This window comes from Agromyces sp. GXS1127 (assembly GCF_050565425.1).
Lineage (GTDB): Bacteria > Actinomycetota > Actinomycetes > Actinomycetales > Microbacteriaceae > Agromyces.
This window is the reverse complement of the sequence record NZ_JBOCIG010000002.1, coordinates 497323-517898: the sequence shown is the minus strand read 5'-3', so window position 1 is coordinate 517898 and position 20576 is coordinate 497323. Positions and strand designations below refer to the sequence as shown.

Genomic DNA, 20576 nt, shown 5'->3' with positions numbered 1-20576 from the left:
CTCGTGAAAAGGAACTCCGCCATGCCTCGCACCACCGTCAAGCTCATCGCCGCGCTCGCCGCAGCACCGCTCGTCATCGGCCTCGCCGCCTGCTCCTCGGCGGGCGCCGCCGAGGGCGACGACGTCGTCCGCATCGGCGTCGTCGGCAAGTCCGACCCCCAGTGGCCGGCGTTCGAGGAGGCCGCCGCGGAGGAGGGCATCGAGATCGAGCTCGTCGACTTCGCCGACTACACGCAGCCCAACCCTGCGCTCACCGAGGGCGAGCTCGACCTCAACCAGTTCCAGCACATCGTCTACCTCGCCGACTACAACGTCTCGGCCGACGCCGACCTCACGCCGGTCGGCGCGACCGCGATCTACCCGCTCGGCCTCTACTCGCTGGAGTACGGGTCGGTCGAGGACATCCCCGCCGGCGAGACCGTCGCCGTGCCCGACGACCCCTCGAACCTCGCCCGTGCGCTCCTCGTGCTGCAGTCGGCGGGGCTCATCGAGCTCGACGGCGGCGGCTCGATCTTCTCGACGGTCGACGACATCGTCGAGGCGGACTCCAAGGTGAAGGTCACGCCGCTCGAGGCGTCGCTCACGCCGACGAGCCTGCCCGACGTCGCGGCGGCGATCATCAACAACGACTTCGTGCAGGACGCCGGGCTGACCTTCGCCGACGCGATCGCGCAGGACGACCCGAGCGACCCGAACGCGCTGCCGTACGTCAACATCTTCGCCGCCCGCGCCGACGACGCCGAGAACGAGACGTACCTGAAGCTCGTCGAGATCTTCCAGACCGACCCCGAGGTGCAGGCGGGCCTGCTCGAGGCCTCGGGTGACACCGCCGTCGCACTCACGACGCCGGTCGAGGAGCTCGTCGACTCGCTCGCCACGGTCGAGGACGACACCCGCGCCCAGGGCTGACCCCACGGCCCCGGTGGTCGAGGAGGCCGCGCAGCGTCCGTATCGGGACCCGTGCGGGGTCTCGGTACGCGACTCCGGCGCGACTCGACCACCGGGGACGGCTCATGCAAGGAGTACCCATGGCGCTCGTCACCCTCGAGCACGTCACCAAGTCCTACCCGCCAACCGTCCGCGGCACCGAGGCCGTCACCGCCGTCGACGACGTCTCCCTCGTGATCGAGGCCGGCGAGGTCTACGGCATCATCGGCTACTCGGGCGCCGGCAAGTCGACGCTCGTGCGTCTCGTCAACGCGCTCGAGCCCGCCACGAGCGGCTCGATCCGCATCGACGGCCGTGAGATCACCGGTCTCCGCGAGCGCGAGCTCCGCGGCATCCGCCTCGGCATCGGCATGATCTTCCAGCAGTTCGAGCTGTTCGAGGCGAAGACCGTGCGCGGCAACGTCGCGTACCCGCTGAAGGTCGCGGGGTGGGCGAAGGCCGACATCCGCGCCCGCGTCGACGAGCTGCTCGCGTTCGTGGGCCTCTCCGACAAGGCCGGTGCTCGTCCCGACCAGCTCTCGGGCGGGCAGAAGCAGCGCGTCGGCATCGCCCGCGCGCTCGCGACCCGGCCGCGCATCCTCGTCGCCGACGAGGCGACGAGCGCGCTCGACCCCGAGACGACGCAGGAGGTGCTCGCGCTCCTCAAGCGCGTGAACCGGGAGCAGGGCGTCACGATCATCGTCATCACCCACGAGATGGACGTGATCCAGTCGATCGCGACGAAGGTCGCCGTGATGGACCGGGGCCGGGTCATCGAGCACGGCGACGTCTTCGACGTGTTCTCCGCCCCGCGGCATCCGTCGTCGCAGAAGTTCGTCGGCACGGTGATCAAGGGCGTGCCCTCGCCCGCCGAGCTCGCGGTGCTCCGCGAGCGGCACGAGGGGCGGATCATCACGTGCTCGTTCCGCGACGGCGACGCGTCGCAGGCGCGCGTCTTCCTCGACCTCGCCGAGGCGGGGCTCGAGTTCGAGCTCGTGTACGGCGGCATCAACGACATCCGCGGCCGAGCGTTCGGCCACCTGACGCTCGCCGTGCGCGGCGACGACGCGGCGATCGACCGCGCGCTCGCCGAGGTCGCCCGTCACGCCGACGTCACGGAGGTGCGCTGATGGACCGGCTCCTCGAGCTCGGCCCCGAGTTCTGGGCGGCCGCGGGCGAGACCCTCTACATGGTCGCGCTCACGATGCTCATCGGCGGCGCTGGCGGGTTCCTGCTCGGCATCGGGCTCTACGCGACCCGTCGCGGCGGCCTCCTGCCGAACGCGGTCGTGAACAACGTGCTCAACGTCGTGATCAACTTCTTCCGGCCGATCCCGTTCATCATCTTCATCGCCGCGGTGCAGCCGCTCACGCGCGCGGTCATCGGCGTGGGCATCGGCACGGATGCCGCGATCTTCGCGCTCTCCCTCGCCGCGTCGTTCGCGATCGGGCGCATCGTGGAGCAGAACCTGCTCACCGTGCGGCCCGGCGTGATCGAGGCGGCCCGATCGATGGGCGCCGGCCCGTGGCGCATCCTCGGCACGGTCGTCGTCCCGGAGGCGCTCGGGCCGCTGATCCTCGGCTACACGTTCATCGTCATCGCGGTGATCGACATGTCGGCCATGGCGGGCCTCATCGGCGGCGGCGGCCTCGGCTACTTCGCGCAGCTGTACGGCTTCCGGCAGTTCGAGCCCGTCGTCACGTGGGCGGCGGTGCTGCTCATCGTCGTGTTCGTGCAGGTCGTGCAGTACGTGGGCAACTGGCTCGCGCGGCGGGTGCTGCGGCGCTAGCAGGGGCGAACGGATGCCGCGGCGGCGGGCAGTGCGACGGCGCGACGCCGGCGTGCGCGGCTCGGCCGCGGCATCCGCCCGCAGTTCAGGCGAAGCCGCGCGACAGCTTCCGGAGGAGTGCGGCGAGCCGGCGCTGCTCCGCGGGCGGGAGTCCGGCGAGCAGTTCCGATTCGGAGTCGACGAGGCGGGTGATCGCCGCGTCGACGCGCGTGAGCCCCGCGGGCGTCATCTCGACGAGGATGCCGCGGCCGTCGTGCGGATCGGTCTGGCGGGTGACGAGCCCGCGCGCGACGAGCCGGTCGATGCGGTTCGTCATCGTGCCGCTCGAGACGAGCGTCTGCGCGAGCAGGGCCTTCGGCGGCAGGCGGAACGGCGTGCCCGCGCGACGCAGCGCCGAGAGCACGTCGAACTCCCACGACTCGAGCTCGGAGCGCTCGAACGCCTGCTTGCGCGCCCGGTCGAGCAGCTTCGCGAGCCGCCCGACACGGGAGAACACCTGCAACGGCGCGAAGTCGAGGTCGGGCCGCTCGCGCTCCCAGTCGTCAACGATGCGGTCCACCTCGTCCTGGTCGCCGGTCGTCATGCCGCCCAGTATCCCACCGGCCGCGGCGGCCGGTCGCGCGGCCCCGTGCGTTCGGGTGGCCGGATGCCGCGTGGCAGACTTGTGGGCGGCGCCCGCGGGCCGAACGGCCTGCGCCCGGGCGCGGTCCGCCATGGTGTAACGGCAGCACGACAGCCTTTGGAGCTGTGAGGACCAGGTTCGAATCCTGGTGGCGGAGCATGGACGACAATCTCGCAATCATCGTGCTGGCAGCGGGTCAGGGCACCCGCATGAAGTCGGCGACGCCGAAGATCCTGCACCCGCTGGCCGGGGCGCCGATCATCGCGCACGTGCTCGCCACGGCCCGCGCGCTCGACGCGAAGCACGTCGTCGCGGTCGTCCGGCACGAGCGCGACCTCGTCGCCGACGCGATCCAGGCCGAGCTGCCCGAGGCGGTCATCGTCGACCAGGACGAGGTCCCCGGCACCGGCCGCGCGGTCGAGCAGGCCATCGCGGCGCTGCCCGACGACTTCGACGGCGACGTGCTGGTCCTGAACGGCGACGTGCCGCTCCTGAACGCCTCGACCCTCGCCGAGATGCTCGAGCGGCACCGCGCCGATGCGCTCGCGGCATCCGTGCTGTCGGCCCGCTACGACGACCCGACCGGGTACGGCCGCATCGTCCGCAGCGCCGAGGGCGCCTTCGACCGCATCGTCGAGCAGAAGGACGCCACCGACGACGAGCTCGCGATCGATGAGATCAACGCGGGCGTCTACGCGTTCGGTGTGGCCGCGCTCCGCGACCAGCTCGCCAACCTCACGACCGAGAACGCGCAGGGCGAGAAGTACCTGACCGACATCATCGCGCTGCTCCGCGCGGCCGGGTCCGAGGTGAAGGCGCGTCCGGTGTCGGAGCCGTGGCTGGTCGCGGGCGTCAACGACCGCGCACAGCTCTCCGAGACCGCAGCCCGCCTGAACGCGCTCATCGTGCGCGGCTGGCAGCTGAACGGCGTGACGATCGAGGACCCGGCGACGACCTGGATCGACCTCGCCGTGCGCATCGAGCCCGACGTGACCGTCCGCCCGGGAACGCAGCTGAGGGGCGCGACCGCCATCGCGACCGGCGCCGTCGTCGGGCCCGACACGACGCTCGTCGACTGCGAGGTCGGCGAGCGCGCCGAGGTGAAGCGCACGGATGCCACGCTGGCCGTGATCGGCGCCGGAGCCTCGGTCGGCCCGTTCGCGTACCTGCGCCCAGGGACGGTGCTCGACGCCGACGGCAAGATCGGCACGTTCGTCGAGACGAAGAACGCGCACATCGGCGCGGGCAGCAAGGTGCCGCACCTGTCCTACATCGGCGACACCGAGATCGGCGAGGGCTCCAACGTCGGCGCCGGCTCGATCACCGCCAACTACGACGGCGTCGAGAAGCACCGCACGACGATCGGCTCGCACGTGCGGACCGGCTCGCACGGCGTCTTCGTCGCGCCCGTTACGATTGGGGACGGGGCGTACACGGGGGCAGGCACGGTCGTCCGCAAGGACGTGCCGGCCGGTGCGCTCGGCGTGAACGTCGCCCCGCAACGCAACATCGACGGATGGGTCCAGCAGCACCGCGCCGGAACCGCGGCCGCGCAGGCGGCCGAGGCCGCGCGCGGGGCCGCCGGGTCCGACGCGAGCGATGCCGAATAGGATCCCGGCCGGGCCGGTGGGAAGGACAGTGACCATGTCGGGAATCGAGACCACCGGATCGAAGCGGCTCGTCCTCGTGTCGGGGCGCGCGCATCCGGCGCTCGCGAAGCACATCGCCGCCGAGCTCGGCAGCGAGCTGGTCCCGACCGACGCCCGCACCTTCGCGAACGGCGAGCTCTACGCGCGCTACGACGAGAGCGTGCGCGGCTCCGACGCGTTCGTCATCCAGTCGCACGCGGCGCCCATCAACGAGTGGCTCATGGAGCAGCTCATCATGGTCGACGCGCTGAAGCGCGCCTCCGCGAAGCGCATCACCGTCGTCTCCCCGTTCTACCCCTACGCGCGGCAGGACAAGAAGGGCCGCGGCCGCGAGCCGATCTCCGCACGGCTGGTCGCCGACCTCTACAAGGCCGCCGGCGCCGACCGCATCATGTCGGTCGACCTGCACGCCGCACAGATCCAGGGCTTCTTCGACGGGCCCGTCGACCACCTGTTCGCGATGCCCGTGCTGCTCGAGGAGTTCAAGAACTCCCTCGACCCCGAGAGCCTGACGGTCGTCTCACCCGACATGGGCCGCGTCCGCGTCGCCGACATCTGGTCCGACAAGCTCGGCGCCCCGCTCGCGATCATCCACAAGCGGCGCGACCCGCTCGTGCCGAACCAGGTCTCGGTGCACGAGATCGTCGGCGAGGTCGAGGGGCGCGTGTGCCTCCTCGTCGACGACCTCATCGACACCGGCCGCACGATCGTCAAGGCGGCCGAGGCACTGAAGGCGAACGGCGCCACCGGCGTCGTCGTGGCCGCCACGCACGCCGTGTTCTCGAACCCGGCGACCGAGATCCTGCAGTCCGACTTCATCGACCGCGTGGTCGTCACCGACACGCTGCCCGTCCCCGAGGAGAAGCGCTGGGACCGCCTCACGGTGCTCCCGATCGCGCCGCTCCTCGCCCGCGCCATCCACGAGGTCTTCGAGGACGGCTCGGTCACGAGCATGTTCGACGGGGCGGCCTGATGGCGGATGCCGCGGCGAAGCCCTGGCTGGAGAGCTATGCGCCGGGGGTTCCGCACACGCTGCCCGCACCGACGGGTTCGCTCATCGACCTGATCCACGACACGGTGGAGCAGTACCCGGACCGTCCCGCGCTCGAGTTCTTCGGCCGCGTCACCTCGTACGCCGAGCTCGGCGAGCAGATCGACCGCGCGGCCGAGGGCCTGCGCCGGCTCGGCGTCCAGGCCGGCGACCCGGTCGCGATCGTGCTGCCGAACTGCCCGCAGCACATCGTCGCGTTCTACGCGGTGCTCCGGCTCGGCGCGATCGTCGTCGAGCACAACCCGCTGTACACGCCGCGCGAGCTCCGCCACCAGTTCGAGGACCACGGCGCTCGCGTCGTGATCGCATGGGACAAGGTGGTCGCGACGATCCAGGACTTCCCCGACGACCTCGCGATGCGCCACATCGTGTCGGTCGACGTCACCCGGGCGATGCCGTTCACCACCCGGATCGCACTGCGCCTGCCGATCGCGAAGGCCCGCGAGTCGCGAGCTGCGCTCACCACGAGCGTGCAGGGCACCGTGCCGTGGCGCGAGCTCGTGGCATCCGATCGCATCGCACCGCACATCCACGCGCCGCGGGTGGGCGACGTGGCGCTGATCCAGTACACGAGCGGAACGACGGGCAGCCCGAAGGGCGCCGCGCTCACGCACGCCAACCTCCTCGCGAACGCCGCGCAGGCGCGCTCGTGGGCGCCCGGCATCGAGCGCGGCACGTCCGTGGTCTACGCGGTGCTGCCGATGTTCCACGCGTACGGCCTCACGCTGTGCCTCACGTTCGCGATGAGCATGGGCTCGCGGCTCGTGCTGTTCCCGCGCTTCGACCCCGACCTCGTGCTGAAGGTCGTGAAGCGCCATCCGCCGACCTTCCTTCCCGCCGTGCCGCCGATCTACGAGCGTCTCACCGCCGCCGCGGCCGAGCAGGGGGTCTCGCTCGAGGGCATCAGCATCGCGATCTCGGGCGCCATGCCGCTGGCGGCCTCCGTCGTCGAGCCGTGGGAGGAGAAGACCGGCGGCTACCTCGTCGAGGGCTACGGACTCTCGGAGTGCTCGCCCGTGCTGATGGCGAACCCGGTCGCGCCGACCCGCAAGGCGGGCACCGTGGGGCTCCCCCTGCCCGACACCGAGTGCCGCGTCGTCGATCCCGACGCTCCGATGAACGACGTGCCCGCGGGCGAGCGCGGCGAGCTGATCGTGCGCGGGCCGCAGGTCTTCAGCGGGTACTGGCACAAGCCGGAGGAGACCGCCGCGGTCTTCGTCGACGATCCCGCGGGCGGTGCACCCTGGTTCCGCACCGGCGACATCGTCACGATCGACGAGGACGGCTTCGTCCGCATCGTCGACCGCATCAAGGAGCTCATCATCACGGGCGGCTTCAACGTCGCGCCGAGCGAGGTCGAGGATGCGATCCGCCAGCACCCGGACGTCGCCGACTGCGCCGTCGTGGGCATGCCCGACGAGCGCTCCGGCGAGGAGGTCGTCGCGGCGGTCGTGCTCGTCCCCGGCGCGACGCTCGACGCCGAGGGCATCCGCACCGCGGTGCGCGACCGGCTGACGCCGTACAAGGTGCCGCGACGCGTGGTGGCGGTCGACGACCTGCCTCGCTCGCTCATCGGCAAGGTGATCCGTCGCCAGGTGCGCGAGCAGTTGCACGCGGGCGCGGCCGAGGCCGACTGACGCGGACCGGCCCGCGATCCCGCGCGCAGCGCGGCGCGATCCCGGTCCGCTACGCCTCGCGCCCCGGCGCGGCCGGCTTCGGGGAGGCGGGCATCAGTCCGAGGTTTCCGATCACCGTGCTCGTTCCCGAGGGCGAGACGGCCACGCAGAGCCAACCGGGCCCGCCCTCGGCGAACAGGTCGAACTCCACCCGCGGGTCGTCGAGCAGGCTGAGGTCGCCGACGTACGCGGCGCACGCGTTCGCCGCGGCGGCACGGGCGACGCCGAACGCCGACAGCACGAGGGGCAGCACCATCGCGACGAGCGCGAGCACGACGGCGATCCGCGTGATGCGGCGACGTCGAGCGCCGACGACGGGGCCGTCGTCGAGCTCCCCGGATTCCTCCCACCCGCTCGCGGGCCCGGCGTTCACCACGGCGTGCTCGCGAGGATCGACCAGGTCGCCGCCGCGCAGGCGAGGAGCGTGGCACCGAGCACGGTCCACGCCATCGGCAGCGGGAGAGGCAGGGGAACCGCTGCGGCGGCGAGCGCACGCCGGCGCTGCCAACCCACGGCGAGGATCGTGGCAGCGCCCGCGAAGAGCACGACGGATGCCGCCACGAGCGAGGTCGTCTCGCTGACGAGCCCCTCGCGCAGCACCAGGAGCGCGTTCACCGCGACGGCGAACGACGTCCGCGACCACGCGAGCGCGGTGCGCTCGGGCTGCAGGCCCGGGTCGCGGGCGACGGCCTCCGTCATGCCGTCACCACGAAGAGCACCGCGAGCACGGCGGCCCCGAGGAGCCCGATCGCCGAGATCAGCGGGAGCACCCAGCTGAACGGGAGCGGTCCGTTCCTCCGCATGGCGATCTCGTTGGCGCGCCACCGCGTGTACGCACCGACGCTCAGCACGCCGGCGGCCACCGCGAGGGCGATCGCGAGCACCAGCACTGCGACGCGCGGCTCGAGGGCGGTCGCGAACTGGTCGAGCAGCACCGCGCCGGCGAGCAGCGCGAGCGCGGTGCGGATCCACGCGAGGAAGGTGCGCTCGTTGGCCAGCGTGAACCGGTAGTCCGGGTCCTCGCCGTCACGGCGCCATGCCGGTTCGCGCACCGCGCCCCCCTTCCCCGCGTGGGTTCCGTCAGGTCAGTATCGCTCAGTGCGACGACGGCGTGGTCTCGATCTCGCTCCGGTCGCCCGACCAGAGGGTGTGGAAGACGCCCTCCTTGTCCACGCGCTTGTAGGTGTGCGCGCCGAAGAAGTCGCGCTGCCCCTGCACGAGTGCCGCCGGAAGGCGGTCGGCGCGCAGGCCGTCGTAGTACGCGAGCGACGACGAGAACGCGGGCGTGGGGATGCCGGCCTGGGCGGCGGTCGCGACGACGCGGCGCCATGCGGACTGGCCGCCCGCGATCGCGTCGCGGAAGTACGGCGCGACGGCGAGGGCGACGAGGGACGGGTCGTCGGCGTAGGCCTCGGCGATGCGGTTGAGGAAGCGGGCGCGGATGATGCAGCCGGCGCGCCAGATCTTCGCCACGTCGCCCTTGTGCACGTCCCAGCCGAACTGCTCGGCGCCCGCGATGATCTCGTCGAAGCCCTGCGAGTACGCGATGATCTTCGACGCGTACAGCGCCTTCCGGACGTCTTCGATGAACGCGTCGGCGTCCTCGGGGGCGACGGTCCACGCCTCGTCGGGGCCGGGAAGGTCGGCCGCGGCCTCGCGCTGCGCGCGCTTCGAGCTCAGCGAGCGGGCGAACACGGCCTCGGCGATCCCCGAGGTGGGCACGCCGAGGTCGAGCGCGTTCTGCACCGTCCAGGCGCCCGTGCCCTTGGCGCCCGCCTCGTCGAGGATGACGTCGACGAGCGGCTGCCCGGTCGCGGCATCCACCTGGCGGAGCACCTCGGCGGTGATCTCGATCAGGTAGCTCTCGAGCTCGCCGGTGTTCCATTCGGCGAAGACGTCGGCGATCTCCGCGGGGCTCTTGCCGGTGCCGCGGCGGATGAGGTCGTAGGCCTCGGCGATGAGCTGCATGTCGGCGTACTCGATGCCGTTGTGCACCATCTTGACGAAGTGGCCCGCGCCGTCGGTGCCGATGTGGGTCACGCACGGCTCGCCCTCGGCGACGGCCGCGATCGAGGCGAGGATCGGGCCGAGCGTCTCGTACGACTCGGCCGAGCCGCCGGGCATGATCGACGGGCCGTGCAGCGCGCCCTCCTCGCCGCCCGAGATGCCGGCGCCGACGAAGTGGATGCCGGTCGGCTTGATCTCGGCCTCGCGGCGGATGGTGTCGTGGAAGTTCGCGTTGCCGCCGTCGACGATGATGTCGCCCGGCTCGAAGCGCTGCACGAGCTCCGAGATCACGGCGTCGGTGCCCCGGCCGGCCTGCACCATGATGATCGCGGTGCGGGGCTTCGCGAGCGAGGCGACGAAGTCGTCGTAGCTCTCGGAGGCGACGAACCCGGCCTCGGGGTGCTCGCCCGTGAGGGTATGCGTGCGCTCGGGGGAGCGGTTGAAGACCGCGACCGTGTTGCCGTCGCGGCTCGCGAGGTTGCGAGCGAGGTTGGACCCCATGACGGCGAGGCCGACGACCCCGATGTTGGCGCTGGCGGTGGTGGTGCTCTCGGGCATGCTCGTGGCTCCTGCGTCGGTGCGGTTTCCGGCACCACGCTAGCAGGGCGGCGCCGGTCGAGAATCAGACGCCAACCAGTATCGCATCCAATAAATATGATTTGAAACCGGATGCCGCGGTGTGACGCCGATCAGGTCGACGGTGCCGCGCGAGGGACGTCGCGCCACGTTCGCTCGACGTCGTCGGCCGTGCGGCCCAGCACCCGGAGCATCGCCTCCCGTGCGCCCTCCGCCCGGCCGGCGAGGATCGCGTCGGCGACGTCGACGTGCCACTGCATCGCCTCCTCGCTGGGATGCGCGGGCATCAGCCCGCTCGACGCCCGACCGTGCAGCACCTCGCCGACCGCGTCGCCGAGCGCCGCGAACATCTCGTTGCCGGAGCCGCGCAGCACGGCCCGGTGGAACTCGACGTCGTGGGCGAGGAAGGCCCCGGCGTCGCCCGCGCGCCCGGCCGCGCGCATCGCAGCGGCGATGCCCATGAGCTCGGCGCCCTGTGCGGGCGTCGCGAACCGCGCCGCGAGCTCGGCCGCGAGGGGCTCGACCGCCGTGCGCAGCTCGGTGAGCGAGCGCAGCTGTGCGCCCTTCTGCTCGGACTGCAGCCGCCACCGGATCACCGAGGGATCGAAGAGGTTCCAGGCGGACCGGGGCCGCACGCGGATGCCGACCCGCCGCACCGACTCCACGAGCCCGAGCGACTGCGCGACGCGGACCGCCTCCCGGACGACGGATCGCGACACGCGGAGATCGGCCTCGAGCACCTCCGTGCGGAGGATCGCGCCGGGCTCGAGTTCGCCCGACACGATCCGCGAGCCGAGGTGCTCGACGGCCAGGTCGTGCAGGCGGGAACCCATGCGGCGAGCATATCGGCGGCACTGCGCGGGACCGATCCGACTCGTCCACGGGTCGCGCCGGCGGTCGACGCGTCGCGCGGCGGCGACATCCGCTAGACTGACCCATTGAACTTCGGCGAGGGATGCCGCCGGAGCCGGGTCCGTCCCGGTGCGGCATCCGTTATCGACGCGGTGGAACCAGACTCACGGCTGTTCCTCACGCTGGCTGCGCACGCAGCCCCGGGCGTTCGAGTTGAGACAACGGAAACCCACTCTGGGCCGCGAGCCCGCAAGGAGCCACCATCATGGACGAAGACAACAAGATCGTCGCCGAGGAGCGCGAGACGTTCGGCAAGGGCGCGGCGCGCAAGATCCGCGCCGCCCACAAGATCCCCGCCGTGCTCTACGGCCACGGCACCGAGCCCAAGCACCTCACCCTCCCGGGCCACGAGACCGCGCTGCTCATCCGCAAGGCGAACGCCGTGCTCGACCTGCAGATCTCGGGCAAGAGCCAGCTCGCACTCGTCAAGGACGTGCAGAAGGACCCGGTGCACCAGGTCATCGAGCACATCGACCTCATCGTCGTGAAGCGCGGCGAGAAGGTCCAGGTCGAGGTCCCCGTGCACGTCGAGGGCGAGCCGGCCGCCGGCACCATTGCCGACCTCGACGCGGTCACGCTCTCGCTCGAGGTCGAGGCGACCCACATCCCCGAGAACGTCGTCGTGAGCGTCGAGGGCCTCGAGGAGGGCACGAAGCTGCTCGCCAGCGACATCGAGCTGCCCAAGGGCGCCACCCTCGTCAGCGACCCCGAGACCCTCGTCATCAACGTGCACGTGCCGCAGAAGGTCGACCTGGGCGAGGAGCCCGAGGCCGCCGAGGGCGAGGAGGCCGCCGAGGCCGCCCCCGCTGAGGAGGCTGCCGCCGCGGGCGAGTCGGCCGAGTAGGACGACCCTTCGTCGCGAGGGCTCGCGGCGCCGCATCCGGGTACGCTCGGAGCGCGGGGCCGCGGGCCCTCCGCCGTTCCTGACCACCCCAGCCCGGAGGCATCCGTGAACCTCATCGACCGCCTCCTGCACCGTCGGAAGGACGAGGCCGTGTCCGAGAACACCTGGCTCGTGATCGGCCTCGGCAACCCCGGCGCGCAGTACGCCGGCAACCGGCACAACGTCGGCCAGATGGTCGCCGACGAGCTCGCCTCGCGCATCGGCGCGACGTTCAAGAGCCACAAGACGCCCTCGCGCGTCGCCGAGGGCTTCCTCGGCCCGGGCCGGCCGAAGCTCGTCCTCGCCAAGCCCGACAGCTACATGAACACCTCGGGCGGCCCGGTGTCAGCGCTGCTGAAGTTCTACTCGCTCGGCGTCGACCGGCTCATCGTCGTGCACGACGAGCTCGACATCCCGTTCGACACCGTGCGGCTGAAGCGCGGCGGCGGCCACGGCGGCCACAACGGCCTGCGCGACATCCAGAAGGCCGCGGGCTCGCCCGACTTCACGCGCGTCAGGGTCGGCATCGGCCGCCCGCCCGGGCGGATGGATGCCGCGGACTACGTGCTGCGCGACTTCGCGGGCCCCGAGCGCGCCGACCTGCCGAACCTGCTGTCCGACGCGGCGGACGCCGTCGAGGCGATCGTCTCCGACGGCCTGGTGGCGGCGCAGCAACGGTTCCACTCGCCGGCCTAGGGGCCGGACTCGCGGCCGCTCGCTACCAGATCGTGCCGCCCCCGACCGAGATGCCGCCCCACGTGAGGGCGATGAAGATCGCCGCGAAGACGACGGGCGCGATCCCCGTGCCGCTGCGTGCGAGCCCCTTGAAGAGGGCGATCACCGCGAGGATCGCCGCGATGATCGAGAGGCCGCCCCCGAGGATCAGCCCGATGAAGAGCGGGATGGGCATGAGCACGAGGCCGGCCAGGGCGACCCAGAACGCGGCCCAGGCAGTCGGGTTGGAACGGCGTTCGACAGTGGAAGACATGCTCCATTATCTCGTGTCCGCCGCTCGGAGCGGTGAGCGCGGCGCTAGATGAGGCCGCGGAGGAACTCCTCAGGCGTGAGGCCGGCGGCACGGGCCCGCTCGACGAGCCGCGTGTGCTCCTCGGTGGTGAGCTCCAGCGAGAGGGTGCGCCAGTCGGCGGCCGGATCGTCGAAGTCGAACAGGGCCGCATCCTCGGCCTCCCGGTCGGCGAGCGCCGAGGCGGCCGGCGCCGCCGGCTCGGGTGAGACGACCTCGACGGCCGGCTCGCAGTCGCCGGTCCAACCGGGGCCCGCGGGGATCTCACTGCCGCTGCGGTAGGCCTCCGCGACCGACCGGGCGCGCAGGTCGGCGGCCTCGTTCATCGGGTGGCCGACGTGCCCGCGCACCCACTCGAAGCGGAAGCGCCGACCGGTCAGGGCCTCGTCGAGCTGTTCGAGCAGCTCGCGGTTCAGCACGGGGGAGCCGTCGGCCTTGCGCCATCCCTTGCGCTTCCAGCCTGCCATCCACTTCGTCACCGAGTTGATCACGTACTGGCTGTCGCACTGCACGAGCAGCTCGTCGTCGAGGTGCGCGGTCGCGCGGAACAGCTCGAGCACCGCGGTCAGCTCGCCCTGGTTGTTCGTCGCCCGGGGCCACCCGCCCGCCGCCCAGCAGTCGTCGGAGACGTACCAGGCCCAGCCCGCGGGGCCGGGATTGCCGAGGGCCGAACCGTCGGCGGCGGCGATGATCATGCGGTGGTCCTTCCGATGGGGGCGGGCGGCGACCATGCTATCGGCGGCCGCCGACCGCTTCTCGCCGGCGCTTCTCGTCGAGCGCGCGGCGGCCCACCGCGGCGACCGCGGCGACCGGCGCGCGACCGACGCCCCCCGGCGGCGTGTCGGCGGGCGCGCGTAGACTGCTCCGGTGATCCTGCAGGGCTTGAACACGGCGCTTTCGCGCGCCTCCACGATCGATCGAGCCCTGGCGGAGGCGGAGCGGAACGCCGATTTCTCCGCGCCCGCCGGGCTCGACGCGCCGCTCCTCGCCGGCCTGCTCGGCCGCCGCGCCGCGAACGGCCACCCGCCCGTCCTCTTCGTCGTCACCGCGACGAGCCGCGAGGGGGAGTCGCTCCGCCACGCGATCGCCCCGTACCTCGACGGCGCCGAGATCCTCGAGTTCCCCGCGTGGGAGACGCTGCCGCACGAGCGGCTGAGTCCGAGCGCCGAGACGGTCGGCCGGCGCCTGCACGCGATCCGGCGGATGGCGACATGGAGCGCCGAGGGCACGAGGCATCCGCTCGTCGTCGTCGCCTCGGTGCGGGCCGCACTGCAGCCGGTCGCCGACAACCTCGCCGACCTGGCACCCGTCGAACTGGCCGCAGGCGGCCGCGGGCACGACCTCTCCGACATCGCACTGCGGCTCGTCGACCTCGCGTACGCGCGCGTCGACATGGTCTCGCGGCGCGGCGAGTTCGCCGTGCGCGGCGGCATCCTCGATGTCTTCCCGCCGACGGCCGACCACCCGGTGCGCGTCGACTTCTTCGGCGACGAGGTCGAAGAACTGCGCGCGTTCTCGGTGGCCGACCAGCGCTCGCTGCCCGACGAGGTCGAGCGCGTCCTCCTCGCCCCGAGCCGCGAGCTGCTGCTCACCGAGCCGGTGCGCCAGCGCGCCCGCGAGATGGTGCACGAGTTCCCCAACCTGTCGGGCATGCTCGAGCGCATCGCCGAGGGCATCCCCGTCGAGGGCATGGAATCGCTCGCGCCCGCCCTGCTCGAGCGCCTCGTGCCCGTCACCTCCTACCTGCCCGAGGGGGCCGCGGTGGCGGTCGTCGGTCCCGAGCGGGTCGCGAGCCGCGCCGTCAGCCTCGGCGAGACGAACCGCGAGTTCCTGGCGGCGGCGTGGGACGCCGCGACCGCGGGTGCCGCCGCACCCATCGACCTCGCCGCGGGCGACTTCCTCACGCTCCGGGCGCTCCGCGAGTCGGTCCTGTACAGCGCGCCCGGTGCGTCCGACCCCGACCGCGTGTGGTGGACCTTCTCGAGCTTCGACCAGGGCGACGCGGCCGAGGCCGTCGGCGAGACCGCGGGTGGGGCGGATGCCGCGTACGTGCGGGTCGCGGCCACGACCGTGCCGAGCTTCCAGGGCAACGTCGAGGGCGCGGTCGCCCACGTCGGCGAGCGGCTGCGCGACGGCTGGAGCCTCGTGGTCGCGGCCGCCGGGCACGGCCTCGTCGAGCGCGCCCGCGACGTGCTCGCCGAGCACGGTCTCGCGGGGCGCATCGTCGAGTCGGTGCCCGACGAGCTCGAGCCGGGCGTCGCGTTCCTCGTGCAGGCCCAGGCCGCCGCGGGCTTCGAGGTGCCCGAAGCGAAGCTGGGCCTCATCGCCGAGGCCGAGTTCTACGGCCGCTCCGCCGGGTACGACACGCGCCAGGTCAAGAAGCTCGCGAGCCGCCGTCGCAACGTCGTCGACCCGCTCCAGCTCAAGGCCGGCGACTACGTCGTGCATTCCACGCACGGCATCGGCCGGTTCGTCGAGCTCGTGCAGCGCGAGGTCGCGGCCGGCGCCAGGCCGACGGGGCCGAGCCGCACCGCGGGCATCAAGCAGGCGCCGAAGACCGTCCGCGAGTACGTCGTGCTCGAGTACGCGCCGTCCAAGCGCGGCCAGTCCGGCGACCGGCTCTACGTGCCGATGGACCAGCTCGACCTGCTGAGCCGCTACGTCGGCGGCGAGGCGCCGTCGCTCTCCAAGATGGGCGGCAGCGACTGGTCGCAGGCGAAGAGCCGCGCCCGCAAGGCGGTGCGCGACATCGCGGTCGAGCTCGTCAAGCTCTACTCGGCGCGGATGGCGGCCAAGGGCCACGCCTTCGGGCAGGACACGCCGTGGCAGCACGAGCTGGAGGAGGCGTTCCCGTACGCCGAGACGCCCGACCAGCTGCAGACGATCGACGAGGTCAAGGCCGACATGGAGCGGCCGATCCCGATGGACCGACTGCTGGCCGGCGACGTCGGCTTCGGCAAGACCGAGGTCGCGGTCCGCGCCGCGTTCAAGGCCATCCAGGACGGCAAGCAGGTCGCGATGCTCGTGCCGACGACGCTGCTCGTGCGCCAGCACCTGGAGACGTTCTCCGAGCGGTTCGCCGGGTTCCCCGTGCACGTGCGCGCGCTCAGCCGCTTCCAGACCGACAAGGAGGTGCGCGAGACCGTCGCGGGCCTCGCCGACGGCACGGTCGACATGGTCATCGGCACGCACCGCATCCTCACCGAGAAGGTCTCCTTCAAAGACCTGGGGCTCATGATCATCGACGAGGAGCAGCGCTTCGGCGTCGAGCACAAGGACCAGCTCAAGAAGCTGAAGACCAACGTCGACATCCTCGCGATGAGCGCGACGCCGATCCCGCGCACGCTCGAGATGGCCGTCACCGGCATCCGCGAGATGTCGACCCTCGCGACGCCGCCGGAGGACCGGCATCCGATCCTCACCTTCGTCGGACCGTACACCGACCAGCAGGTCGCCGCGGCGATCCGCCGCGAGATGCTCCGCGAGGGCCAGGTGTTCTTCGTGCACAACCGGGTCTCGTCGATCAACCGCGTCGCGGCCCAGCTCGCCGAGCTCGTGCCCGAGGCCCGCATCGCCGTCGCGCACGGCCAGCTCAACGAGCACGCGCTCGAGCAGATCGTCGTCGACTTCTGGGAGCGCAAGTTCGACGTGCTCGTCTCGACGACGATCATCGAGACCGGGCTCGACATCTCCAACGCGAACACGATCATCATCGACCGCGCCGACAAGTACGGCCTCTCGCAGCTGCACCAGCTGCGCGGCCGGGTCGGCCGTGGGCGCGAGCGCGCGTACGCGTACTTCCTCTACGACCCGGCGAAGCCGCTCTCCGAGACCGCCCACGACCGGCTGTCGACGATCGCGGCGAACAACGAGCTCGGCAGCGGCATGCAGGTCGCGCTGAAGGACCTGGAGATCCGGGGGGCGGGCAACCTGCTCGGCGCCGAGCAGGCCGGCCACATCGCGGGCGTCGGCTTCGACCTCTACCTGCGCATGATCGGCGAGGCCGTGAACGCGTTCCGCGGCGACGTGGCCGAGGGGCAGACCGAGCTCCGGCTCGAGCTGCCCGTCGACGCGCACATTCCCGAGGACTACGTCGACAGCGAGCGACTGCGCCTCGAGGCGTACCAGAAGCTCTCGGCCGCGAGCGGGCCTGCCGCGAAGGACGGCCAGATCGAGCTCGTGGTCGAGGAGCTCGTCGACCGCTACGGCGAGCTGCCGGAGGCCGTCGAGCATCTCGTCGCGGTCTCGCGGCTGCGTCGGAGGGCGCAGCTCGCAGGGCTCTCCGATGTCATCGCGACCGGATCCAAGTTGCGGCTCGCGCCGGCGAAGCTGCCCGACTCGCGCCGGGTGCGGCTCGAGCGGATGTACCCGGGGGCGAAGCTCTTCGCACAGAACGACGTGATCCTCGTGCCGTTCCCGACGCCGGGCGGCGAGGCGCCGGGCGACGCCGACCTCATCGAGTGGGTGTCGAACCTGATCGGCGTGATCTTCCCGACCGAGACGGCGGCCGCAGAGCCCGCCACGGCTGAAGCGTAGCCGGGCGGCCCGGCTACGCTGTGCCGGTGTCGTTCTCGCTCTGGATCACGCTGCTCGCGGCCTGCTTCGCGATCAGCTTCACCCCCGGAGCCGGGGCGATCAACACGATGGGCAACGCGCTCAGCCACGGGTTCCGCCGCTCGATCTGGGGCATCCTCGGCCAGCAGGCGGCGCTCGTCGTGCACATCGCGATCGTCGCGCTCGGTGTGGGCGTCCTGGTCGCGAGTTCGCCGGTGGCCTTCGACGTCATCCGGTACGCCGGGGCCGCCTACCTGGTCTATCTCGGCGTGCGGCAGATCCTGCGCACGCCCGTCGATCCGCCCGAGGACGACGCCGGCGTCGACGCGGTCGACGGCCCGGACGCCGCGGCGCCGCCGACGGCGACCGGATCGCGCTGGTCGATGTTCCGCAGGGGCCTGTGGGTGAACCTGCTGAACCCCAAGGCGATCGTCTTCTTCCTCGCCTTCCTGCCGCAGTTCATCCGTCCCGACCTGCCGTTGCTGCCGCAGTACGCCGTCGTGGCCGCCACCGTCGTCGCGGTGGACGTCATCGTGATGTGGGGGTTCTTCGCGATCGCCGCGCACGGCATGCGACGGTTCACCCGTTCGACGAGGGGTCAGCGCACGATCGACGTGACGTTCGGCGTGCTCTTCATCTCGATCGGCGCACTGCTGGCGTTCGTGCACTGAGCGGCCGACCGCGCCCGCTCCGGTTCAGTGCGCGAGCGCTCCGCCGACGCCCTCCGCCGCGCCGCGCCGCTTGTAGGCGCGCGACTTCAGGCTGACGAAGACCGCCGAGATCGCGATCGCGATCCCGGAACCGATGAGCACCGCGACGACGCCTTGGTCGGCGACCTCGGGGTACTCGCGGAACGCGAGCTCGTTCATGAGCAGCGACACCGTGAAGCCGATGCCGCCGAGGGCGCCCACCATCGCGACATCCGACCAGGTCAGCGGCTTGATGCCGGTGCGGCGGTGCACGAAGAGGGTCGCGATCCCGCCGATCAGGGTGATGCCCACGATCTTGCCGACGGGCAGCCCGACGAGGATGCCCCAGAACGCAGGGTCGAGTTCGCTCGGCCGCACCGCGGGGATGGCGACGAGCGCCGCCGAGAACGCGAAGAGCGGCAGGATCACGGCGTTCGAGACCGGCTCCAGCGCGTGCACGGCGCGGCCGGCGGGCCGACGCGACATCACGAGCCCGAGCATGACGCCCGCGATCGTGGCGTGCACGCCCGAGAGGTAGACGAACGACCAGGTGAGGATGGCGAGCGTCCACAGCGCCACCATGACCGGCCACAGCGGGCGACGCGCCAGCACGTAGGGCGAGCGCGGCGAGAGCAGTCGGCTCATCATGCCGAACAGCGTGACGGAGATCGCCGCGAAGCCGAGGTAGGCGAGGTCGGCGTCGCTCGTGAAGAAGAACGCGATGATGAGGATCGCAATGAGGTCGTCGAGCACGGCGAGGGCGAGCAGGAACACCCGGACGCGCGTCGGGATGAACCGGCCGAACATCGCGAGCACGCCGAGGGCGAACGCGATGTCGGTCGCGGTCGGGATCGGCCAGCCGTCGGCGGTCGGCCCCGCACCGGCGAAGGCGAGGAACACGAGCGCGGGTGCGACCACGCCGCCGAGCGCGGCGATGGCGGGCAGTGCCGCCTTCGAGAAGCTGTTCAGCTCGCCGATCACGAGCTCGCGCCGGAGCTCCACGGCGACGATGAAGAAGAAGACCGCGAGCAGGCCGTCGCTCACCCAGTGCCCGAGCGAGAGGTCGAGGCCGGTGAACGGCACCGCCAGGTGCGCGTGCTTGAACTCGACCAGGTCGTGCCCGATCGGCGAGTTCGCGATCACGAGGCCGAGCACGGCGGCGGCGAGCAGGAGCGACGCGGAGACGCGCTCGGAGCGGAGGAAGTTCATGGCACCTCTGAGGGGAGTCGGGAACGGCGACGGAGCCGTGCGGGAACAGCGACGACGCGACGCGTCGGCCGACCAGACTTCCCGGCACACCTGCCGTCGAGTCTATCGGGCGGCGCGGTTAGGCTCGCAGGCACGGGCCGCGCCGCGGCCCGCGAGGGGCGGTGGGTGATGACGCGAACGGCCGGCGAGTCCGAGGCGAACGAGGCGGCGACGACGGATGGCGCGCCCGCGACATCCGCTTCGGGGGACGGCCTGCTCGAGCTCGTCGCCATGGTCGGCCGCCTCCGCGGCCCCGGCGGGTGCCCCTGGGACGCCGAGCAGACCCACGAGTCGCTCGTGCAGTACCTCGTCGAGGAGTGCTGGGAGCTCATCGACGCGATCGAGTCGGGCAGCCGGGAGGAGATGATCGAGGAGCTCGGCGACGTGCTCTACCAGGTGCTCTTCCACGCCGACCTCGCTGCGCACACGCCCGGCGAGGACTACGACATCGACGACGTCGCCCGGCACATGACGGCGAAGATGGTGGCGCGGCATCCGCACGTCTTCGGCGATCGCGAGGCCGAGACCGCGGCCGACGTCGTCGCCTTCTGGGACGACCTCAAGGCCAGCGAGAAGCCGCACCGCACGAGCGTGCTCGACGGCGTCCCGCAGGGCATGCCGGCACTCGCGCTCGCGCAGAAGCTGCTCGGCAAGGCCGAGAAGGTCGGCGTGACGAGGGCGCCGACGGATGCCACGACCGTGCCGGCCACGGAAGGCGAGCTCGGCGACGTGCTGCTCGCGCTCGTGGCATCCGCCCGCGCTCAGGGGCTGGACGCCGAGCGCGCGCTGCGCGGCGCGATCCGGTCGCTCCAGGACGACGTGCGGTCCGCCGAGGCAGCCCCGGTGGTCGAGTAGCGCGGAGCGCGGATCGAGACCCGGGCGCCCGGCCGGGCCCGCTCCCGTGGTCGAGGAGCGCGGAGCGCGTATCGAGACCCCGGCGTCCGGACGCGGCATCCGCTGCTGGAAGAA

General features: G+C 72.0%; 20 protein-coding genes and 1 tRNA gene. 12 read left to right on the top strand and 9 right to left on the bottom strand.

The window, feature by feature from the left end:
- Window positions 1-21: 21 nt before the first annotated feature.
- From ACQ393_RS05360 to ACQ393_RS05350, 3 genes are all read left to right on the top strand, one after another.
- Window positions 22-909: a MetQ/NlpA family ABC transporter substrate-binding protein gene (locus tag ACQ393_RS05360; protein ID WP_430645770.1), complete on the top strand. Its 888-nt coding sequence runs from the start codon at window positions 22-24 to the stop codon at window positions 907-909.
- Window positions 910-1028: 119 nt separating this feature from the next.
- Window positions 1029-2057 (top strand): methionine ABC transporter ATP-binding protein, encoded by a 1029-nt coding sequence (locus tag ACQ393_RS05355; protein WP_430645769.1) that lies wholly within the window; start codon window positions 1029-1031, stop codon window positions 2055-2057.
- Window positions 2057-2716, top strand: coding sequence for a methionine ABC transporter permease (locus ACQ393_RS05350; RefSeq protein ID WP_430645768.1), 660 nt, complete (start codon window positions 2057-2059; stop codon window positions 2714-2716). The genes ACQ393_RS05355 and ACQ393_RS05350 overlap by 1 nt, the downstream gene beginning before the upstream one ends.
- Before the next feature lie 85 nt (window positions 2717-2801).
- Here ACQ393_RS05350 and ACQ393_RS05345 read toward each other — a convergent pair whose 3' ends face one another.
- Entirely contained in the window at window positions 2802-3299 is a 498-nt protein-coding gene (locus ACQ393_RS05345; RefSeq protein ID WP_430645767.1) for a MarR family winged helix-turn-helix transcriptional regulator, read from the bottom strand.
- Between the two features lie 124 nt (window positions 3300-3423).
- Here ACQ393_RS05345 and ACQ393_RS05340 point away from each other — a divergent pair.
- The 4 genes from ACQ393_RS05340 (at window position 3424) to ACQ393_RS05325 (ending at window position 7675) form a co-directional block, all read left to right on the top strand.
- Window positions 3424-3495: transfer RNA gene (locus ACQ393_RS05340), tRNA-Gln, on the top strand.
- Between the two features lies 1 nt (window position 3496).
- A complete protein-coding gene (gene glmU / locus ACQ393_RS05335) occupies window positions 3497-4948 on the top strand; it encodes a bifunctional UDP-N-acetylglucosamine diphosphorylase/glucosamine-1-phosphate N-acetyltransferase GlmU (protein WP_430645766.1) in 1452 nt (483 codons plus the stop codon).
- Window positions 4949-4982: 34 nt separating this feature from the next.
- Complete coding sequence (locus ACQ393_RS05330) at window positions 4983-5960, top strand: ribose-phosphate diphosphokinase (protein WP_430645765.1); 978 nt, start codon at window positions 4983-4985, stop codon at window positions 5958-5960.
- A complete protein-coding gene (locus tag ACQ393_RS05325; RefSeq protein WP_430645764.1) occupies window positions 5960-7675 on the top strand; it encodes a long-chain-fatty-acid--CoA ligase in 1716 nt (571 codons plus the stop codon). Before ACQ393_RS05330 ends, ACQ393_RS05325 begins: the two co-directional genes overlap by 1 nt.
- Window positions 7676-7724: 49 nt before the next feature.
- On the opposite strand, the gene ACQ393_RS05320 is transcribed toward ACQ393_RS05325, so the two are convergent.
- From ACQ393_RS05320 to ACQ393_RS05300, 5 genes are all read right to left on the bottom strand, one after another.
- The gene (locus tag ACQ393_RS05320; RefSeq protein ID WP_430645763.1) at window positions 7725-8087 is read right to left on the bottom strand and encodes a hypothetical protein; all 363 of its coding nucleotides are present in this window, start codon (window positions 8085-8087) and stop codon (window positions 7725-7727) included.
- Complete coding sequence (locus tag ACQ393_RS05315) at window positions 8084-8413, bottom strand: DUF202 domain-containing protein (RefSeq protein WP_430645762.1); 330 nt, start codon at window positions 8411-8413, stop codon at window positions 8084-8086. The genes ACQ393_RS05320 and ACQ393_RS05315 overlap by 4 nt, the downstream gene beginning before the upstream one ends.
- On the bottom strand, window positions 8410-8766 hold the full coding sequence (locus ACQ393_RS05310) for a YidH family protein (RefSeq protein ID WP_430645761.1): 357 nt from the start codon (window positions 8764-8766) through the stop codon (window positions 8410-8412). The genes ACQ393_RS05315 and ACQ393_RS05310 overlap by 4 nt, the downstream gene beginning before the upstream one ends.
- 43 nt (window positions 8767-8809) lie before the next feature.
- Window positions 8810-10279, bottom strand: a complete 1470-nt coding sequence (gndA, locus tag ACQ393_RS05305; protein ID WP_430645760.1) for an NADP-dependent phosphogluconate dehydrogenase — start codon at window positions 10277-10279, stop codon at window positions 8810-8812.
- Window positions 10280-10410: 131 nt separating this feature from the next.
- Window positions 10411-11130 (bottom strand): FadR/GntR family transcriptional regulator, encoded by a 720-nt coding sequence (locus ACQ393_RS05300; RefSeq protein ID WP_430645759.1) that lies wholly within the window; start codon window positions 11128-11130, stop codon window positions 10411-10413.
- Between the two features lie 284 nt (window positions 11131-11414).
- On the opposite strand from ACQ393_RS05300, the gene ACQ393_RS05295 reads away from it, so the two are divergent.
- A complete protein-coding gene (locus ACQ393_RS05295) occupies window positions 11415-12053 on the top strand; it encodes a 50S ribosomal protein L25/general stress protein Ctc (RefSeq protein ID WP_430645758.1) in 639 nt (212 codons plus the stop codon).
- Between the two features lie 114 nt (window positions 12054-12167).
- Window positions 12168-12788 (top strand): aminoacyl-tRNA hydrolase, encoded by a 621-nt coding sequence (gene pth, locus ACQ393_RS05290; RefSeq protein ID WP_430645822.1) that lies wholly within the window; start codon window positions 12168-12170, stop codon window positions 12786-12788.
- 22 nt (window positions 12789-12810) lie between these two features.
- On the opposite strand, the gene ACQ393_RS05285 is transcribed toward pth, so the two are convergent.
- Both ACQ393_RS05285 and ACQ393_RS05280 read right to left on the bottom strand, forming a co-directional pair.
- The gene (locus ACQ393_RS05285) at window positions 12811-13080 is read right to left on the bottom strand and encodes a hypothetical protein (protein WP_430645757.1); all 270 of its coding nucleotides are present in this window, start codon (window positions 13078-13080) and stop codon (window positions 12811-12813) included.
- A 44-nt stretch (window positions 13081-13124) separates the two neighbouring features.
- On the bottom strand, window positions 13125-13811 hold the full coding sequence (locus ACQ393_RS05280) for an RNase H family protein (RefSeq protein WP_430645756.1): 687 nt from the start codon (window positions 13809-13811) through the stop codon (window positions 13125-13127).
- 172 nt (window positions 13812-13983) lie between these two features.
- Between ACQ393_RS05280 and mfd the strand changes: the two genes are divergently transcribed.
- Window positions 13984-17652: a transcription-repair coupling factor gene (mfd, locus tag ACQ393_RS05275; RefSeq protein ID WP_430645755.1), complete on the top strand. Its 3669-nt coding sequence runs from the start codon at window positions 13984-13986 to the stop codon at window positions 17650-17652.
- Between the two features lie 26 nt (window positions 17653-17678).
- Window positions 17679-18341: a LysE family transporter gene (locus ACQ393_RS05270; protein WP_430645754.1), complete on the top strand. Its 663-nt coding sequence runs from the start codon at window positions 17679-17681 to the stop codon at window positions 18339-18341.
- Between the two features lie 24 nt (window positions 18342-18365).
- Here the strand turns inward: ACQ393_RS05270 and nhaA are convergent, their stop codons facing one another.
- A complete protein-coding gene (gene nhaA / locus ACQ393_RS05265) occupies window positions 18366-19568 on the bottom strand; it encodes a Na+/H+ antiporter NhaA (protein ID WP_430645753.1) in 1203 nt (400 codons plus the stop codon).
- Window positions 19569-19736: 168 nt separating this feature from the next.
- Between nhaA and ACQ393_RS05260 the strand changes: the two genes are divergently transcribed.
- Complete coding sequence (locus tag ACQ393_RS05260) at window positions 19737-20462, top strand: MazG family protein (RefSeq protein ID WP_430645752.1); 726 nt, start codon at window positions 19737-19739, stop codon at window positions 20460-20462.
- Window positions 20463-20576: the final 114 nt, after the last annotated feature.

Bases quoted from the DNA above. Each gene is read 5' to 3' on its own strand.
- ACQ393_RS05360 (WP_430645770.1), top strand. From the start codon at position 22: ATGCCTCGCACCACCGTCAAGCTCATCGCCGCGCTCGCCGCAGCACCG.
- ACQ393_RS05355 (WP_430645769.1), top strand. From the start codon at position 1,029: ATGGCGCTCGTCACCCTCGAGCACGTCACCAAGTCCTACCCGCCAACC.
- ACQ393_RS05350 (WP_430645768.1), top strand. From the start codon at position 2,057: ATGGACCGGCTCCTCGAGCTCGGCCCCGAGTTCTGGGCGGCCGCGGGC.
- ACQ393_RS05345 (WP_430645767.1), bottom strand. From the start codon at position 3,299: ATGACGACCGGCGACCAGGACGAGGTGGACCGCATCGTTGACGACTGG.
- glmU (WP_430645766.1), top strand. From the start codon at position 3,497: ATGGACGACAATCTCGCAATCATCGTGCTGGCAGCGGGTCAGGGCACC.
- ACQ393_RS05330 (WP_430645765.1), top strand. From the start codon at position 4,983: ATGTCGGGAATCGAGACCACCGGATCGAAGCGGCTCGTCCTCGTGTCG.
- ACQ393_RS05325 (WP_430645764.1), top strand. From the start codon at position 5,960: ATGGCGGATGCCGCGGCGAAGCCCTGGCTGGAGAGCTATGCGCCGGGG.
- ACQ393_RS05315 (WP_430645762.1), bottom strand. From the start codon at position 8,413: ATGACGGAGGCCGTCGCCCGCGACCCGGGCCTGCAGCCCGAGCGCACC.
- gndA (WP_430645760.1), bottom strand. From the start codon at position 10,279: ATGCCCGAGAGCACCACCACCGCCAGCGCCAACATCGGGGTCGTCGGC.
- ACQ393_RS05300 (WP_430645759.1), bottom strand. From the start codon at position 11,130: ATGGGTTCCCGCCTGCACGACCTGGCCGTCGAGCACCTCGGCTCGCGG.
- ACQ393_RS05295 (WP_430645758.1), top strand. From the start codon at position 11,415: ATGGACGAAGACAACAAGATCGTCGCCGAGGAGCGCGAGACGTTCGGC.
- ACQ393_RS05285 (WP_430645757.1), bottom strand. From the start codon at position 13,080: ATGTCTTCCACTGTCGAACGCCGTTCCAACCCGACTGCCTGGGCCGCG.
- ACQ393_RS05280 (WP_430645756.1), bottom strand. From the start codon at position 13,811: ATGATCATCGCCGCCGCCGACGGTTCGGCCCTCGGCAATCCCGGCCCC.
- nhaA (WP_430645753.1), bottom strand. From the start codon at position 19,568: ATGAACTTCCTCCGCTCCGAGCGCGTCTCCGCGTCGCTCCTGCTCGCC.
- ACQ393_RS05260 (WP_430645752.1), top strand. From the start codon at position 19,737: ATGACGCGAACGGCCGGCGAGTCCGAGGCGAACGAGGCGGCGACGACG.